The 16,121-nt window shown below is 61.9% G+C and carries 12 protein-coding genes; 9 read left to right on the top strand and 3 right to left on the bottom strand.

The window, feature by feature from the left end; all coding sequences use genetic code 11:
• Positions 1–14 precede the first annotated feature (14 nt).
• Entirely contained in the window at positions 15–1,214 is a 1,200-nt protein-coding gene (locus tag ACK4TE_RS00105; RefSeq protein WP_409909422.1) for a CaiB/BaiF CoA transferase family protein, read from the top strand.
• A gap of 325 nt (positions 1,215–1,539) precedes the next feature.
• Here ACK4TE_RS00105 and ACK4TE_RS00110 read toward each other — a convergent pair whose 3' ends face one another.
• Both ACK4TE_RS00110 and ACK4TE_RS00115 read right to left on the bottom strand, forming a co-directional pair.
• Positions 1,540–2,337, bottom strand: a complete 798-nt coding sequence (locus tag ACK4TE_RS00110; protein ID WP_409909423.1) for a crotonase/enoyl-CoA hydratase family protein — start codon at positions 2,335–2,337, stop codon at positions 1,540–1,542.
• A 73-nt stretch (positions 2,338–2,410) separates the two neighbouring features.
• Complete coding sequence (locus tag ACK4TE_RS00115; protein ID WP_409909424.1) at positions 2,411–3,214, bottom strand: TIGR03084 family metal-binding protein; 804 nt, start codon at positions 3,212–3,214, stop codon at positions 2,411–2,413.
• A 120-nt stretch (positions 3,215–3,334) separates the two neighbouring features.
• On the opposite strand from ACK4TE_RS00115, the gene ACK4TE_RS00120 reads away from it, so the two are divergent.
• Positions 3,335–4,144, top strand: coding sequence for an enoyl-CoA hydratase/isomerase family protein (locus ACK4TE_RS00120; protein WP_409909425.1), 810 nt, complete (start codon positions 3,335–3,337; stop codon positions 4,142–4,144).
• 62 nt (positions 4,145–4,206) lie between these two features.
• Here the strand turns inward: ACK4TE_RS00120 and ACK4TE_RS00125 are convergent, their stop codons facing one another.
• Positions 4,207–4,827, bottom strand: coding sequence for a CAP domain-containing protein (locus tag ACK4TE_RS00125; protein ID WP_409909426.1), 621 nt, complete (start codon positions 4,825–4,827; stop codon positions 4,207–4,209).
• A 272-nt stretch (positions 4,828–5,099) separates the two neighbouring features.
• Between ACK4TE_RS00125 and ACK4TE_RS00130 the strand changes: the two genes are divergently transcribed.
• The 7 genes from ACK4TE_RS00130 (at position 5,100) to gspF (ending at position 16,112) form a co-directional block, all read left to right on the top strand.
• Positions 5,100–5,945 carry a prolyl hydroxylase family protein gene (locus tag ACK4TE_RS00130; protein WP_409909427.1) on the top strand — a complete coding sequence of 282 codons (846 nt, stop codon included), beginning with the start codon at positions 5,100–5,102 and terminating at the stop codon, positions 5,943–5,945.
• 184 nt (positions 5,946–6,129) lie between these two features.
• Positions 6,130–7,701, top strand: coding sequence for a hypothetical protein (locus ACK4TE_RS00135; RefSeq protein WP_409909428.1), 1,572 nt, complete (start codon positions 6,130–6,132; stop codon positions 7,699–7,701).
• 78 nt (positions 7,702–7,779) lie between these two features.
• Positions 7,780–10,452 carry a TonB-dependent receptor domain-containing protein gene (locus ACK4TE_RS00140; RefSeq protein WP_409909429.1) on the top strand — a complete coding sequence of 891 codons (2,673 nt, stop codon included), beginning with the start codon at positions 7,780–7,782 and terminating at the stop codon, positions 10,450–10,452.
• A gap of 150 nt (positions 10,453–10,602) precedes the next feature.
• Positions 10,603–11,454 (top strand): type II secretion system protein N, encoded by an 852-nt coding sequence (locus tag ACK4TE_RS00145; protein ID WP_409909430.1) that lies wholly within the window; start codon positions 10,603–10,605, stop codon positions 11,452–11,454.
• Positions 11,451–13,424 (top strand): type II secretion system secretin GspD, encoded by a 1,974-nt coding sequence (gene gspD, locus ACK4TE_RS00150; RefSeq protein WP_409909431.1) that lies wholly within the window; start codon positions 11,451–11,453, stop codon positions 13,422–13,424. Before ACK4TE_RS00145 ends, gspD begins: the two co-directional genes overlap by 4 nt.
• A 5-nt stretch (positions 13,425–13,429) precedes the next feature.
• Positions 13,430–14,914: a GspE/PulE family protein gene (locus tag ACK4TE_RS00155; protein WP_409909432.1), complete on the top strand. Its 1,485-nt coding sequence runs from the start codon at positions 13,430–13,432 to the stop codon at positions 14,912–14,914.
• Positions 14,901–16,112 carry a type II secretion system inner membrane protein GspF gene (gene gspF, locus ACK4TE_RS00160; protein ID WP_409909433.1) on the top strand — a complete coding sequence of 404 codons (1,212 nt, stop codon included), beginning with the start codon at positions 14,901–14,903 and terminating at the stop codon, positions 16,110–16,112. Before ACK4TE_RS00155 ends, gspF begins: the two co-directional genes overlap by 14 nt.
• Positions 16,113–16,121: the final 9 nt, after the last annotated feature.

Below are 16,121 nucleotides of genomic sequence, written 5' to 3' on the forward strand. Positions count from 1 at the left end.
GGGAGGACCTGCACATGCTCGAAGGCATTAAAGTCGTCGAATACGCAACCTATATGGCGGCTCCCGGTGCTGGCTGCATCCTGCGGGACTGGGGTGCGGACGTCACCAAGATCGAGCCGCCCGGCGGCGATCCGATCCGCCTGTTCTTCCGCACCATCGGCACGGACATTCAGGACAATCCGGTTTTCGATTTCGACAATCGCGGCAAGAAATCCGTTGTCATCGATACCAGCAAACCCGAAGGCCAGGCGCTGATCCGCGAGATGGTGAAAGATGCCGATGTGTTTCTCACCAATGTGCGCCCCGGCGGCTTGACGCGGTCGGGGCTTGATCATGACTCGCTGAAGGCGCTCAATCCGAAGCTCGTCTATTGCTCGCTTACCGGCTATGGCCTTGAAGGTCCGGATGCAGATCGTCCCGGCTTTGATATAGCGAGCTTCTGGAGCCGCACTGGGGTTGCAAACCTCACCATTCCGAAGGGCGGAGAGCCATTTCCGCTGCGCACGGCCTTTGGGGATCACACCACCTCCATCGCTGCTGCGGCAGGTATCTGCGCGGCTCTTGTGGAGGCGCAGCGCACCGGTAAGGGCCGGCTCGTCGAGGCGTCGCTATTTCGCACGGGGCTATATACGATGGGCTCCGATCTCGCCATTCAGTTGTTCTTCGGCAGAGTCGCCTCGACCAAGGGACGCGGCGAGCAGAATGTGCCGATTTCCAACTTCTTCCAGTCTCAGGATGGGAAGTGGTTCTGCATTGTCGCCCGTCAGGGTGAGACCGACTGGGCACCGCTATGCCGGGTGATCAACCGGCCGGAACTCGCCGCAGACCCGCGCTTCAACAATGCAAAGGGGCGCCGGGCCAATTCGGCAGAGGTGGTGGATATTCTCGATGCCGGGTTCGGGGATTATCCGATGGATGACCTTGCAAAACGCCTCGACGCGGAATCCATCGCCTGGGCGCCGGTGCAGACGCTGGCGGATGTCGCGAAGGATCCGCAGGCTTTCGCGGCAGGCGCCATCGTGCAGACGCCGAGCGCCAAGGGCGATGGCTCAACCTATGCCTCGCCGGCCTCGCCCGTGCGGTTTCCCGGCGCGGATGATGGCCCGAAAGGGCCCTCGCCGGCTGCGGGCCAGCACACGAAGGATGTGCTTGCAGCCATGGGGCGCAGTGCCGAGGAAATCAACGCGCTCTACAAGGCCGGTATCGTCGCCTGATGTTGCATAAATCCGGCCTTGTCCACGGGGGTTCACCTGCGGCAGCCGCTAATCCTGAGATCCAATCCTGAGGGGTCAGCAGCGGGTGTAGTCTCACCCCTGACGCCCGGCTGCCTGCAAAGGAGGTAGCTTACCGGAGCACCGGGCGGGTCCGGCAGGCCGCTAGGCTTGCTTGCAAAGCGGATGGGCCGGGCTCCAGTCGACGGGGGCCAGACTACCCTTCCAACCACACTTCATCCCCGCACTGGGCCCGTAACCCATCCGCAGGACCGAAATGCCAGCAAATCCGGAAGGGCCGCGCCCTGTCCGGCTTTCGCCATGCGCGCTACTTGCCCTTGAACTGAGGCGCGCGCTTCTCGAGGATGGCGTTGACCCCTTCGATATGGTCCTCGGTCTCATGCATCAGCGCCTGCGCTGCCGCCGACATTTCCATGATCGTGTCGTAGGACGAGGTCGTGCCGTGCCGCATCAGCGTCTTGGCGAGGCGCAGCGCCTGAGGCGGTTGCTGCGCAATCTTGTTAGCAAGCGCCATCGCCTCGCCCATCAGCTTGTCCGCCGGCACGACACTGCTGACGAGGCCCCATTCGGCGGCGGTCTTCGCGTCGATGACGTCGCCGGTAAAGAGCAGCTCTGCCGCCCGCGAAGCGCCGATGAGGCGCGGCAGCAGCCAGGCGCCGCCATCACCCGGAATAAGTCCGAGCTTCAGGAAGGTAACGCCCATCTTCGCCGTCTCCGACGCGATACGGATGTCCGCCATGCAAGCGACATCGCAGCCGAGCCCGATGGCCGGGCCATTGATCGCCGAGATCAGCGGCACTTCGAGATTGTAGATCGACTTCACGATGATGTGGATATTGCGGCGATAGCCTTCCCGGATGTTTGCCGGGCTGCCACCGAATGCACCCGCCTTCTCCTTCATCGCCTTCACGTCACCGCCTGCGGAAAAGGCGCGGCCTGCACCTGTCAGGATAGCTACGCGGATCTCCGGATCAGCCGCGACCTGCGCACACACAGCGGCAACGGCCGGGCCATCACCCTCCTGCCCCAGCGCGTTCATCATCTCCGGACGGTTCAGCGTCAGAAGGGCAATCGGGCCCTTTTTTTCGTAGAGCAGAATGGACATGAGCGCGCCTCCGGGCAGTTGTAATGTTTCTGGCTTGTCTCGTAGCGCAGCCCTGCCGCTTGTCCAGCACCTGTCAGGCGGCCGTGACCTTACGTGTATAGCGCGTGCCCGGCGCCGGCGGCGGGCTTGGCGGGCCGGCGAAGCATTGCGCCTTCCTCATCCAGTCGGCGGCGACATCGCCCGTCAGCTTCAGCGACGTGTCGGCAATGTTCCGCGTCTGCGTCACTACCTGGCAGAACTCTTCAGCAAGTCCTTCTATGCGCGAGGTGGTGCTGGGCTCGCCATGCGTCCAGATCGCACCGGAGGGCGCCTTCAGCACAAGATGCGGCATCGGCCCCGGCGGCTCGCACTTCCGCGTGGCGTAGGTCCAGCCATAGGTGTTGACGCCGAGCATAACGATATTGCTGATCCGGTCCTCATTCTGGCGCACGACGCCGGCATGATCATAGATTTCCTGCCCGTGCGCCCAGGTCTCCATCAGCCGCGCGGTAATCGAGGATCGCGCGCTCATGTCCGGCCCGGCCCATTTGAGGCGTGCCTTGGGATCTGCTTCGGCGAACATGTCCGCCGTCCATTCGAACCAGGAAACGTACTCCGTCAGCAATGCACCCTCGGACATGTGGCTGAGCAGCGAGTTTTCATAGGCCCGCATCCAGCCGCCGGAAGCCTTCATTTCCTGCAAATGCCAGAGCAGCTTGTCGGGGTCCGTCAGCTGGTAATAGGCCATGCAGTTCCAGAAATGCAGGTGCTGCAGGACGTCTACGAAGGTCCAGCCCTTGAACTGGGTGGGTTCCCGAAATGCTGAATAAGGCTGCTCATAGAGAAGGCGTGTCAGCGCGCGGCTTTCCTGGCGGAAATCTTCTGCCTGCCCGATCATGCACCGCCTCCCAAAACGGCACCTTGGGTAGAGGTGGGACGGTGCGCAACCCTTCTCCCAGCGGCAGGGATGGCAAGGCTCGCTTCTCCCCGGCACACTTGACCTAAAGGGAGGACTGACATGACAGACGAAACCCGGCTGAAGATTGAAACACGCGGCGCGGTGGAGTGGGTGACCCTTAACCGGCCGGAAGCGCTGAACGCGCTGAGCCCTGCCCTGATCGAGGACCTGCGGGATTATTTCCTCGGGCTGGCAGAGCGAAAGGAAATCCGCATCGTCGTGCTGCGCGGCGCCGGGCGCGCCTTCTGCGCGGGGCTGGACCTCAAGAACGAGGCGCGCGCTAATGACACGGCCGCCAGCGGCCCGGTGCAACGCGGACTCGGCACGCAGCGGCGGATTGCGGAGATCGTAATGGCGATGCGGCGCTGCCCGCAGCCGATCATCTCCCTGATCCAAGGTCCCGCTTGCGGCGGCGGGTTTTCGCTCGCGCTCGCTTCTGACATCCGGATTGCGGGTGAGAGCGCGCGGATGAACTGCGCCTATATCCGCATCGGCCTCGGCGGCTGCGATATCGGCTCGTCCTACTTCTTGCCGCGTCTCGTCGGCGCGTCCGTGGCGGCGGAGCTGATCCTGACGGGCAAGTTCATCAATGCTGAGCGCGCAATGCGCCTCGGCCTTGTCGCGCAGGTCGTGCCGGACGATCAGCTGGAAGCAGCGGCGCAGGAAGATATCAACCTTATGCTGACGACTTCGCCGCTTGGCCTGCGCCTTTCGAAGGAAGCGCTGAACATGAACCTCGATGCCGGCAGTATAGAAGCGGCTATAGCCCTCGAAGATCGCAACCAGATCCTCTGTGCACAGACGAATGACTTCAGGGAAGGCCTGTCGTCCTTCCTTGAGCGCCGAGCGCCGCAATGGAAGGATGCCTGAAACAGCAAAGGGCCGGCGCGGGGAACGCCGGCCCTCGCTGGGACTCCGGGTTGAGCCGGGCGTCAGTCTACCTGCACATAGGGGCCGCGCAGGGAGTAGATGTCGGTGCCTACGGCAACGTCGACATTGAGATAGCCCTCAAGCGGCTTGCCGCTGGACGACTGAAGGCGCTTGCCGCCGCCGCGGGCGACAACGTCACCGTTTGCAGACATCAGCGACCAACCGACCGGAACCATGGCGCTATTGGCAAGGGACGGCTGAAGCGTGGTCGATCCGGCAAGTTTCAAAGGGAGAGGTTGGCTCAGCGCGCCGTCGATGCGGGCGAAAAGCTGCACGACGTAGAGGCGTCCGCCGGACTCATAGGTGCCCATGCCGGCATGCGTGAACCCGCGCGACAGGTTTTCGGCATTGCCGGGATCGGACAGGAGCGCGGCGTGGATTTGTGCCGGCGTTGCGCCGGCCGGCAGGACCGCGATGTTGCTGGCGAAGGAGCCAATCAGGGACTGGCGCTCTGCAAGCCGCACCTGATCCAGCAACGGTACACCCGCCGTGTCGGCGTAACCGATATACCCCTTCTCCGCCATGTCACGCGCGTGGGCGGCGGCGACACCGGCGAGGCCGAGATGCGTGTCGAGCGGCGCAAGCGCGAGGTTCTGGCGCGTGGCGTTCACTTCGTCAAGCAAGGAAGTGTCAAGCGAAGGCGCTATGATTGATGTTGCAGTCTGCGCAGCAGGCTGATCGAGTGCGACGACTGGACCCGCAACAGCCAGGGCCAGAAGTGACAGGGTTATGGAAGTACGGTGTAACATAACTGTCACAGTCTGCTCATGACGGTTATGTGTCAAGTGTGTACATAATTCCGTATAAAGAATGTATCTTTCCGCAACTTACGGAAGCCTGTCACAGCTGCGTCACGTCTCCGTCGTAAGACCCTGCCCGGTCAGGAGAAACGCGGATGAGCCCGGTTACAGAAGAAGATCTCGTAACCTACACCTGGGTCCGGCTACGCGCGGGCGTCGAGCCGCATGAGGTGCGCCGGCAATTGCGACTCAAGGGTCTGAGCGAACCGCGCATAGAGGAACTGATGGAGGACGCGTTCGAAGGCCGCCGGCCGGTCGGCGACGCGGATCACCTCGCGATTTCGCAAACCGCGATCACGAGGCGGGCCTTGCATCTTCCGGATTTGCAGAAGGTGCCGACGACAAAGGCGCAGGTTTATGTCTGGCGGAATTTCCTGGTGCCGGAAGTGTGCGATGCGGTGGTCGCGCTGATCGACCAGCGGCTGCGCGAGTCAACAACGGCGGATGCCTTCGCCGACCCGAAGATCCGCACCTCACGAACCTCCGATCTCGGCCAGCTGGGTCATGACCTGATCATGCAGCTGGATGAGCTGATGGCGGAAGCCGTCGGCATTCACTGGTCCTATTCCGACATCACTCAGGGCCAGCGCTATGATGTCGATCAGGAATACAAGGCCCATTACGATTACTTCCCCCCGGGCACGCATGAGTACAACGTTTTCTGCCAGTTCCTCGGGCAGCGCACCTGGACGTTCATGATCTACCTGAATGATGTCGAGGAAGGTGGCGGCACCCGGTTCCGGCGGCTCGAGAAGACGATCATGCCCGAAAAGGGCAAGGCGGTGATCTGGAACAATCTCAATCCCGATGGCAGCGTTAATCCGTACACGATCCATCACGGCATGAAGGTCCGCAAGGGATCGAAATACGTCATCACCAAATGGTTCCGCGAGCGCGGCTGGGGACCGATGTTTCCCGCCGAATACTACACGAATCTGTAATTGTTGCGGCAGGGCAACAAATTCCGGCGAAGTCTCTTTGTCATCCAACCGTCATCTAAACTTCCAGCAACTGTTGCAAACGCTTCTTAAGGGTCTGCCTCGCGGGTAGGCGGGTGTCATCGTCTAGAGAGCGCGGCGGAATACTCCGCCTGTGCACCCGCACGGGATCACGACGGAGACTTCCATGCAGAAATTCACCCCTTTCCGCTCGGCGCTGCTTGGTTGCGCCGCCGTAGCGATCCTTGGCGCCTGCAGCGGCGCTGACGGCGTAGCTTCGCCGGGCGTTGGCGCTTTCGTGCCGGCACCTTCCACGCCGGCCCCGCCGACAAGCCCTGGTCCGACGCCGCCGACCACCCCTCCGGGCACGCCGGCAGCGGACTGCCCGGCCGGCTTCGCGAACGTCGGCATCGTTGCCAGCAAGCGCATCTGCCAGCTGCCCTCGCTGATCACCGGAAACCTTGTCATCGCCGAACGCGCCGGCACAGTTTACTCCGTCAGTGGCCAGACCCGCGTCGGTACAGATGCCGGCCCGAGCGCTGCTTCGCCGCTTCCCGGCAGCCAGACAGGCATCCTCACGATCGAGCCCGGTGTCACGATCTTCGGCAACTCCGGTTCTGACTATCTCCTCGTCAACCGCGGCTCGCAGATCTTCGCAGAAGGCACTGCGACCAACCCGATCATCCTGACCAGCCGTCAGAGTGTCGAAGGTACGACCGGTCCAAACTCCATCGGACAGTGGGGCGGTCTGATCATCCTCGGCCGGGCACCTTCCAGCGATGGTTGCCCGGGCGGCGTCACCCCGCCGAGCGCTTCGTGCGAAGCCCAGGTGGAAGGCGGCAACCAGTTCTACGGCGGCACGCTCGCCGGCGACAACAGCGGTCGCGTTCGCTACCTGCGCGTCATGCACTCGGGCTTTGAAATTGCGCCTGGAAACGAGCTCAACGGCATAACCCTGGCTGGCGTCGGCAACGGCACCGTGGTCGAGTATGTCCAGGTTCACAACAGCTCGGATGACGGCATCGAAATCTTCGGTGGCACGGTCAACCTCCGCTACATCGTCCTTACAGGTAATGACGATGACGGGTTCGACACGGATTCGGGCTGGAGCGGCGCTGCCCAGTTCGGCATTGCCTACCAGCGTACCGGTGGCGGCGACTTCGGCTTCGAGACCAGCTCGCGCGGCGCATCCTCGGCTTCGTACCACACCCGCCCGACCTACGCGAACTGGACAATCGTTCAGCGCTCGGAGAGCAACGCGGCACAGCAGCGACGTGCGGGCATCATCCACAACTCTGGTCACATTGGCCGGACGTTCAACTCCGTAATCACGGCTCAGAACGGCGTTGCCTGCCTTACGCTGGCAGACGCGCAGACCCTCTCCAACTCGAATGGTCTTGGCTCAACCGGCCCGGCATTCAACTCGGTGTTCTTCTCCTGCGGCGCCTCGCCCTTCCAGGCGAGCGGCACGGTGACGGCCGCCCAAATCGAAGCGCTGGTCGATGCCGGGGCGAACAACGTCAAGAATGGAACCTCGACGCTGATCAACGGCTTCATCAACGGTGCAAACGAGAACGCTGTCACGCCGACCGCGTATCCGGCTGGCCTGAACACCAACTATAACGGCGTGCCTGTCAACTCGATCGAAGCGACTACGTCGTTCCTTGAAACGAGACCGTACATCGGTGCCGTCCAGAACGCATCCGACACCTGGTACGCCGGCTGGAGCTGCGGCCTGCCCACACAGCCTGGCTGCTAACAGTGACGATGCACGACCGGAGGCCCTGACTGGGCCTCCGGTTTTGCTCCTTTTGCCTTCCATCAGGATCTGACTCTCATGCCCTTAAAATCGCTGTCTCTCCGCGCCCTGCTGATCGCCTCGACGACAGTTCTCGCGCCATCGTTCGCGCAAGCGCAAACCGAAGCAGAGCCCCAAAGCGGAGCTGAAGCTGAAAGCGCCGCGGAATCCGATCTGAAACTCAGGGAAGTGGTCGTCCTTGGCCGCTACATTCCGGAAGTGCTTCGCAGCACCTCGGAAGTGGCTGCCTTCCTGGCCCCTGAAGACCTTGCCCGTCAGGGTGATTCTGATGCTGCCGCCGCCCTTGCGCGCGTGACAGGCATCAACATCGCGGAAGGCAAGTTTGTATATGTGCGCGGCCTAGGTGAGCGGTATTCATCGGCCCGCCTCAATGGCTCGCCGCTGCCCAGCCCCGAGCCGCTGCAACGCGTTGTGCCGCTCGATCTGTTCCCCACAAAGATCCTTGAAAACATCCTGGTGCAGAAGACCTACTCGGTTGAGTACCCGGGCGAATTCGGCGGCGGCATCGTCGACCTGCGCACCCTGAATGTTCCGGAAGAAAACTTCCTCGAGATCAGCGTCAGCGGCAGCTACAATACCGAGACAACGGCCCAGTCGGGCCTGACACACTATGGCTCGGAAACTGATCCGCTCGGTTTCGACAACGGCACCCGCAAGCTGCCTGCCCCTGTCCGCCGCGCCATGGCGCAGGGCAGCCGGATCTCGGACGTGAACTATCCGGCCGATATCCAGCACATCGGCCAGTCGTTCACGAATGCCGAACTCCGCCTTCTGCAGAACAATGACAGCATCCCGACAAACGGAAGCTACAGCATTTCCGGAGGCCGCTCGTTTGATATCGGCGGCGCTGAACTCGGTATCATTGGCGTGCTTGGCTACAGCAACGAGTGGCGCACGAAGAACGGCATCCAGAATACCGCTCAGATTTCAGAGCAAAACCTGATCGAGTTCTCGGCCCATGATTATGTCCAGACCGACAACAATATCGGTCTTGATGGTCTTTTCGGAATGGGTCTCGACCTTGGTGACGACAAGATCAACTGGACCAATCTCTACATCCGCAAGGTCACAAAGCAGACCAGCTCGCAGGAAGGCTTCGACGGCGCACAGGCCGACCTGTTCAGAACCGACCGGACGGCCTGGTATGAGCGCGAACTGTACAGCACGCAGGTGAACGGACGCCATTTCCGTGGCCCGTGGACTTTTGACTGGCGCACCGCGCTTTCCCAGACACGCCGCGATGCGCCCTACGAATCTGCAACCCGTTTCGGGTTCAGCCCGCTTGCCAACCGGTATATCTACGGCGGCGGCAACAACGACAACCGGATGACGTTCAGCTATCTCGACGACAAGGTCGTCAGCGGCGCCTTCGATGTCGAGTATGTTCAGCCACTGTCGAGCGCCCGCGACATCACCTACTCTGCAGGTATCGAAGGCTACGAGAACACTCGGAAATCCCAGTCGCGTGCATTCAGCTACTTCTTCAATGCCAGCGATGATTCAGCTGCAGACTTCCTGTTCCTGCAGCAGCGTCCGGATTTCCTGTTCGCGAACTTCAACATCAATCCGGATCGGTTCGTCCTCCGCGAAGTCACCGCGGGCGATGGCGGCGCGGCCTATGATGCTGATCTCAATGTCTTTGGTGCTTATGCCAAGGTCGATGCAGAAATCATTCCGCTCGTGCGCGCGGCGGTTGGCCTGAGATATGAAGATGCCAGCCAGAACGTCACGATTGTTGACCTGATTGCTAACGAACCTCTCGCGCCGGACATCCAGCGGTCTTACGACAAGGAAGAGAGCTATGTGCTGCCCGCCGGCACGGTGACGTGGAACTTTGCCGAAGACCAGCAGCTGCGCCTCGGCGCCTCGCAGAGCATCGGCCGTCCGCAGTTCCGCGAACTTGCGCCGCAACAATACTATGATCCGGACAGCGACCGGACGTTCATCGGCAACCCCTACCTCGTGGACACAGAATTCCTGAACCTCGATGCCCGCTACGAGTATTACTTCGACCGTGGCCAGACGTTCAGCTTCGGTGTGTTCTTCAAGGAACTCGACAAGCCGGTCGAGTCGGTCGTTGTCGAAACGAACCTGACGGAACAGCAGACCTACATCAACGCCCCGAAGGCGACGCTCATGGGCTTCGAGGTCGAGTTCAAGAAGGTCTATGACAGCCCGTTCGACACTCCGTTCCTGGCATCGAAGGAATTCCTCGTCCAGGCAAATTACACCAACACGTCCTCGGAACTCAAAGTAGATCCGAACGACAAGGTGTTCCCGCTTCAGGGCAGAGGCCAGGAGCGCGATGCGACCGACTTCTTCCAGGACGGCGAGCAGCTGACGGGTGTTTCGGAGCATATCGCCAACGTCCAGCTCGGATGGAAAGACGAGGCCGCAAAGTCTCAGGCAACACTGCTGGCGACCTATGCAAGCGAACGCGTGACGGCGCGCGGGCCGAGCCAGCAGCCTGACCTGATCCAGGAGCCGGGCGTCATTCTCGACTTCGTGTACAAGAAGGGTTTCGGGATTGGCGGGCGTGACTTCAACTTTGATTTCAAAGTGAACAACATCCTCGGCGAGCAGTTCTACGAGTACCAGCAAGGCACTTCAGACACCCTGCGCGGCCTGGTTATCCGCAACCAGTACGACCTTGGCACTACCATCTCGCTGGGGCTGTCGGCAGAATTCTGATCTCGCCGGTAACCGCAGTGTTTTGATCATCAGCGGAGACCGTTGCAGAAGTGCAGCGGTCTCCTTTTTTCGGTAACTTAATCATCACTTCGTCGCGGAACTGTCGCACAAGTATGATTAGCGTGCAGGGTCAGATCGAAGGGGTCTCGGATGGCAGCGCTTTTCAGAATGGAAAGAGGCTTCACCTCTGCAAAAGTGGAACAGGCCGGGCGGATCGCGCTCGAATCGATCCTTACGGTGACTGTGGGCGTGCTGATCGGGCGGCTTGCCTGGGTGGTGCTTGCCCCCGCTGAAGCTGCCCCGGCGCAGGGCCCGCTCGCCGTCGCCAGCGAGAACACCCAACACGGAGCAGAAGCCGGCGAGATCCTTATGCGGATCAATCCGTTCGGCACGGATGTCCCTGCGACTGCAGGATTTGCCTCCGTGTCCGGCGAAACAACACTCGACCTGCGCCTGTCCGGCGTACGCGCCGTGAATGGCAACGCCGCGGCCAGCAGCGCCGTGATCACCTATCCTGACGGCGTCCAGAAGCGGCTGGTTCCGGGAGACGAAGTGCTGCCTGGCATCCTGCTCGTGAATGTCTCGCCCGACGGCGTGCATCTGAGCCGCGACGGCATCCTTGAAACGCTGAGCCTCAAGACCTCTCCCCGCCTGCTTTTCTCGCCCTTGGAACAGGCGCCCCCTGCCCCCGTCCTGCAACTGGCGAGCGGTGCGGAAATCACGCCGGCAGCCGTCGTGGCGGACACAATCCTGACGCCGGAATTCCGTTCTGGCCAGGTTGCCGGTTACCGGATGGCGCCGCGCGGCCATGGCGCATTTGAAGCGGCAGGCCTTGAAGCCGGCGATCTGATCCTGCGCATCAACGGCGATGCGATTGAAGGCTTGCGGCCGGAACAGATCAGCCAGTCTGTTGCGCGCGGTCCTGATGTTTCCCTGGATGTGGTGCGGCAAGGAGCCATCGTCCGTCTCAGAGTCGCCCCAAGCACCAATCGCACCCAATGAAAAAGCACATTCTGATTGCTGCTGCGGCGGCGCTGTCCGCGTCGCAGCTTGCCACGGCGCAAGCGCCCGCACCATCTGGGGACAGGCATGTCCTGAAACTCGACGATGTCGAACTCAACACGCTGATTGCGGATGTGTCGACCATCACAGGCTACACGTTCATCGTGCATCCGGATGCCCGCAAGGCGCGCGTGTCAGTTGTCTCGCAGACGCCTATGAGTTCATCGGAACTGTTCCAGGTATTCCTGACGACGCTTCGTATTCAGGGCTTTGCGGCTATTCCTGCTGGGCGGGATACCTATCGCATCGTGCCTGAAGCCATTGCATCGACGGAAGCCCCAATTTCCGGGCAGGGCGCGAATGCCTTCGTGACCGAGATCATCAAGCTCGACTTCGTCAATGCGATGGATGTCGCGCAGCAGATCAAGCCCCTGCTGAACAGCCAGGGACAAGTCGCTGCCAACACCAATACCAACACGCTCATCATCGCGGACTATACGTCGAACGTTCAGCGCGTGCGTCGGATGGTGGAGGCCATGGACCGCGATCCATCGGTGACGGAGACGGTGGCGCTTCGCAATGTGCCGGCCGCGGAGATGGAAGCGGTGCTCAACCGCCTGCAAGGCGATGTCCCCAATTCGGGCGGCGGGCAATCCAGCATGTCGCAGCGCTTTGTTGCTGTCGCTTCGCAAACAAGCAATGCGGTGCTGCTGCGAGGCAACGCGTCGTCTGTTGCCCGCGCTAAACAGGTGGCCCAGGAACTCGATGCGACCGAGCCTCAGCGAGACAATGTGCGCGTCATTCCGCTGAACTATGCGGATGCTTCAGAGATCGTGCCGATCCTGGAACGTGTCAGCCAGAGCGTTGGCGGTGCCCGCACGGGCGGCGAGTCCGGACTGCCGGTGCAGACCATCGCGCACCATCCCGCGACCAACGCGCTGATCCTCAGCGGCACGCCGGAAACGCTTGTCGCGATGGAGAAAGTGATCACGGCGCTGGATGTGCGCCGGCCGCAGGTGATGGTGGAAGCGATCATCGTGGAAATGTCGGATGACACCGCCAAGGAGCTTGGGCTGCAATTCCTCCTGTCGGGAACGGGCCGCAGCGATGTTCCGTTCGCCTCGACAAACTTCTCGCGCTCAGCACCGAACCTGCTGGCCCTTACAGGCGCTCTGCTTACAGATGGTTTTACGGATCTTTCAAAGGCCAATCCTTTCCGAGATGCTGCCATCAGCTCACTGACCGGATCCAGCGGACTGACGCTCGGCTTTGGCGGGCAATCCGGTGACAGCCTTTTCGGGGTGATCCTTAATGCGGTCGAGAACGATACCAACTCCCGCATCCTGTCGACCCCGTTCGGGATGACGTTGAACAATGCGACGTCGGCCCTGATCGTTGGCCAGGAAATTCCCGTCACGACCGGGCAGGTTCTGGGCGATGCCAACTCTAACCCGTTCCGCACGGTTGAACGCGAAGATGTCGGCGTGCAGCTGGAAGTGACGCCGCGGATTGGCGAGAACAACACGGTCCGCCTGGATATCCGGCAGGAAGTCTCCAGCGTGTTCGGCAGCATCGGTACGGTGACGCCCGACCTCATCCTCGACAAGCGCGCCATCACGGCAAGCGTCCTCGCGGATGATGGCGAGATCATCGTACTCGGGGGACTGATCGAGCAGACGGACACGATCCGGCAGTCGAAAGTCCCGCTGCTGGGCGATATTCCCGGGGCCGGCCGTCTGTTCCGGTCCGATGGCAAAGCGTCTACCCGGACGAACCTGATGGTGTTCATTCGCCCGACCATCGTGCGCAGCAAGGAAGATGCACGCAAGGCGACGGAGCAGAAATACCTTTACGTCCGTGGTCAGGAACTGATGCGCGGCATCGGACCAGAAAACTCTATGGACCGGTTTGTTTCAGAAGTGCTCGGCGGCGCAGGACCGATGGGGCCGGCTGCCGATTCTGCGAGGTAAAGCCCATGCGCCCGCAGCTGCTCTACAGCTACGCCCGAGACAAAGGCTTTGCTGTGATGCCGGGCCGCCAGCAGCTGACTGTCGCTGTCCGTGAGGGCGCTGATCCGATGTGTCTGGTGGAAGTGCGCCGGGTGGTCGGGCGGTCTTTCCGGCTGGAAGTGCACTCCCCGACCGAGTTTGAAAAGCTGCTGTCCGAGAGTTTTGGCAGCGGCCTGCTCGACGGCTCGGCCGCAGCGGCGGCGGAGAAGCAGGAGAATCTGGAAAGCCTGTTTGATGGTATACCGCAGACGGAAGACCTGTTGGCCGGAGACGGCGATGCCCCGATCGTCCGCCTGATCAATGGCCTGATCCAGGATGCCGTGAAACGGCGGGCATCGGACATTCACATCGATCCGTTCGAGGAGAAACTGTCGATCCGTTACCGGATTGACGGCGAGCTGCAGGAAGTGCTGGTGGCCTCGCGCCGCATCGCTCCGCCGCTTGTCTCGCGCATCAAGGTGATGAGCCGGCTCGACATCGCCGAAAAGCGCATGCCGCAGGATGGCCGGGTGTCCCTGTCGATTGGCGGAAGGGCGCTGGACGTCAGGGTGGCAACGCTGCCAACACGGTATGGCGAGCGCGTGGCACTGCGTATCCTCGATACGCGGCAGGCGCTGGTCGGGCTCGACAGTCTTGGCATGGACGACAGCACGCTGGCGCGGTTCCGGTCAGTTCTGGCGGAGCCGAACGGCGTGATCCTCGTGACCGGACCGACCGGCTCCGGCAAGACGACGACGCTCTATTCCGCGCTCTCCCTGCTGAACACCGGCCGCGTCAACATCATGACCTTGGAAGATCCGGTCGAGTACGGCCTCGACGGCATCAGCCAGACACCGATGGACCACAAGGTAGGGCTCACTTTCGCAGCGACGCTGCGTTCCATTCTCCGCAACGACCCGAACATCGTGATGGTCGGCGAAATCCGGGATGCGGAAACCGCGGAAGTGGCGCTCGAGTTTGCGCTGACGGGCCGCCTGGCGCTGTCGACCATCCATACAAATAGTTCAGCAGGCGCGATTACGCGGCTTCGGGACATGGGGATCGAGAGTTTCCTGCTCGCCTCCACGCTTCGGGCGGTGCTGGCACAACGCCTTGTGCGCCGCCTCTGCCCGCAGTGCAAGATACCGTATGAGCCGGACGTCGCGCTGAAGCAAAAACTCGGACTGGCACCGGACGTCAGTGGACGGATGTTCCGCGCTGCCGGCTGTGATGCCTGTAGCCGCACAGGGTATTCCGGGCGTCTGGGCGTCTATGAGCTTCTGCTGGTCGATGGGGAAATCAAACGCCTGATCCACGAGCAGGCCAGTGAGGAAAGTATAGAGCGCGCGGCGTTCCGGTCTGCAGATATGCTGTTTTCAAATGGCATGCGGCATGTCCTCTCCGGTGAGACAAGCGCTGAGGAACTGATGCACGTCTGCCGCCGGGAGGCCTGGACTAATGGCAGCGTATGAGTACCGTGCCCTGACGGCAGACGGCCGGCGGACGAGCGGCGTGATCTCGGCTGACAGCCCCCGTGCCGCACGCCAGGAACTGCGCGCACGGCAACTGACGCCGGTGGATGTCTCGGAAGCATCGGACAGAAAACAAGGCCCCAGCCGCAGCGCCGGGCGCATGTCCCACAAGCAGCGCACGCTGTTCACACGGCAGCTCGCTGTGCTGCTGCAATCGGGCATGACCGTGGAGCAGGCGCTTGCGGCGGCGGCGTCTGACAGTTCGCTTCCGCGCGTCAGGTCGACGGTCATGGGTGTGCGCCAGATGGTGATGGAGGGCGCAACGCTGGCCGATGCGTTGAAATCGGCGCCCGCCGCTTTCCCGCCGCTCTATCGCTCGGTTGTGGCGGCCGGCGAGTCTGCAGGCAAACTGCCCGGCGTCTTGGAGCAGTTGTCTGCGAGCCTCGAGCGCACCTACAAGATGACATCGACCGCACAAGCGGCGCTGGTCTATCCTGCCGTGCTCGGCCTTATGGCGCTGGCGATGGTCAGTGCCCTGATGGTGTTTGTGGTGCCCAAGCTGGTCGAGCAGTTTGCGATGCTGGGCACAAGCGAACTGCCGGCTCTCACCGAATTTGTCATAGGCACATCTACCTTCCTCAGGGACTGGGGCCTGGCGCTGATCCTTGCCATCGCGCTGACTGTGTTCCTGTTTGCGCGGGCGCTGAAGTCGCCCGCATTCAAGCGGCGCTGGGATGGCTTTGTCCTGAAGCTTCCGCTGATCGGCCCATTGCTTCGCACGCTGTCTGCCTCCCGGTTCGCGCGGGTGCATGCAACCCTCGCCGGCTCCGGCGCGACCGTGCTTGAGGCGCTGTCGGCGGCAGGCGGAGCGATGAGCAATCTCATATTCCGCGATGCCGCCATGTCGATCCGCGCCGCCGTGCAGGAAGGCGGCACGCTGTCCGCAGCCATGAAGGCGACCGGTGTGTTTCCCCCAATGATGACGCACATGGTGCAGAGCGGCGAAGTGGCCCGCAATGTTCCGGACATGATGAACCGCGCCGCAGAGTTTCTGGAGAGCGAGTTCGAGGCGACGACGCGTACGGCGCTCAGCCTGCTTGAGCCTGCGATCATCATTCTTCTCGGCGGCATTGTCGGAACAATAGTCCTTTCGATCATGCTGCCCATCATGCAGCTAAACACACTTGCCCTTGGATGAAGGACAGAC

The organism is Hyphomonas sp. (assembly GCF_046313975.1).
In the GTDB taxonomy this organism is placed as follows: domain Bacteria; phylum Pseudomonadota; class Alphaproteobacteria; order Caulobacterales; family Hyphomonadaceae; genus Hyphomonas.

Coding starts and splice junctions, on each gene's coding strand:
- ACK4TE_RS00105 (WP_409909422.1), top strand. CDS start 15: ATGCTCGAAGGCATTAAAGTCGTCGAATACGCAACCTATATGGCGGCT.
- ACK4TE_RS00110 (WP_409909423.1), bottom strand. CDS start 2,337: ATGTCCATTCTGCTCTACGAAAAAAAGGGCCCGATTGCCCTTCTGACG.
- ACK4TE_RS00115 (WP_409909424.1), bottom strand. CDS start 3,214: ATGATCGGGCAGGCAGAAGATTTCCGCCAGGAAAGCCGCGCGCTGACA.
- ACK4TE_RS00120 (WP_409909425.1), top strand. CDS start 3,335: ATGACAGACGAAACCCGGCTGAAGATTGAAACACGCGGCGCGGTGGAG.
- ACK4TE_RS00130 (WP_409909427.1), top strand. CDS start 5,100: ATGAGCCCGGTTACAGAAGAAGATCTCGTAACCTACACCTGGGTCCGG.
- ACK4TE_RS00135 (WP_409909428.1), top strand. CDS start 6,130: ATGCAGAAATTCACCCCTTTCCGCTCGGCGCTGCTTGGTTGCGCCGCC.
- ACK4TE_RS00140 (WP_409909429.1), top strand. CDS start 7,780: ATGCCCTTAAAATCGCTGTCTCTCCGCGCCCTGCTGATCGCCTCGACG.
- ACK4TE_RS00145 (WP_409909430.1), top strand. CDS start 10,603: ATGGCAGCGCTTTTCAGAATGGAAAGAGGCTTCACCTCTGCAAAAGTG.
- gspD (WP_409909431.1), top strand. CDS start 11,451: ATGAAAAAGCACATTCTGATTGCTGCTGCGGCGGCGCTGTCCGCGTCG.
- ACK4TE_RS00155 (WP_409909432.1), top strand. CDS start 13,430: ATGCGCCCGCAGCTGCTCTACAGCTACGCCCGAGACAAAGGCTTTGCT.
- gspF (WP_409909433.1), top strand. CDS start 14,901: ATGGCAGCGTATGAGTACCGTGCCCTGACGGCAGACGGCCGGCGGACG.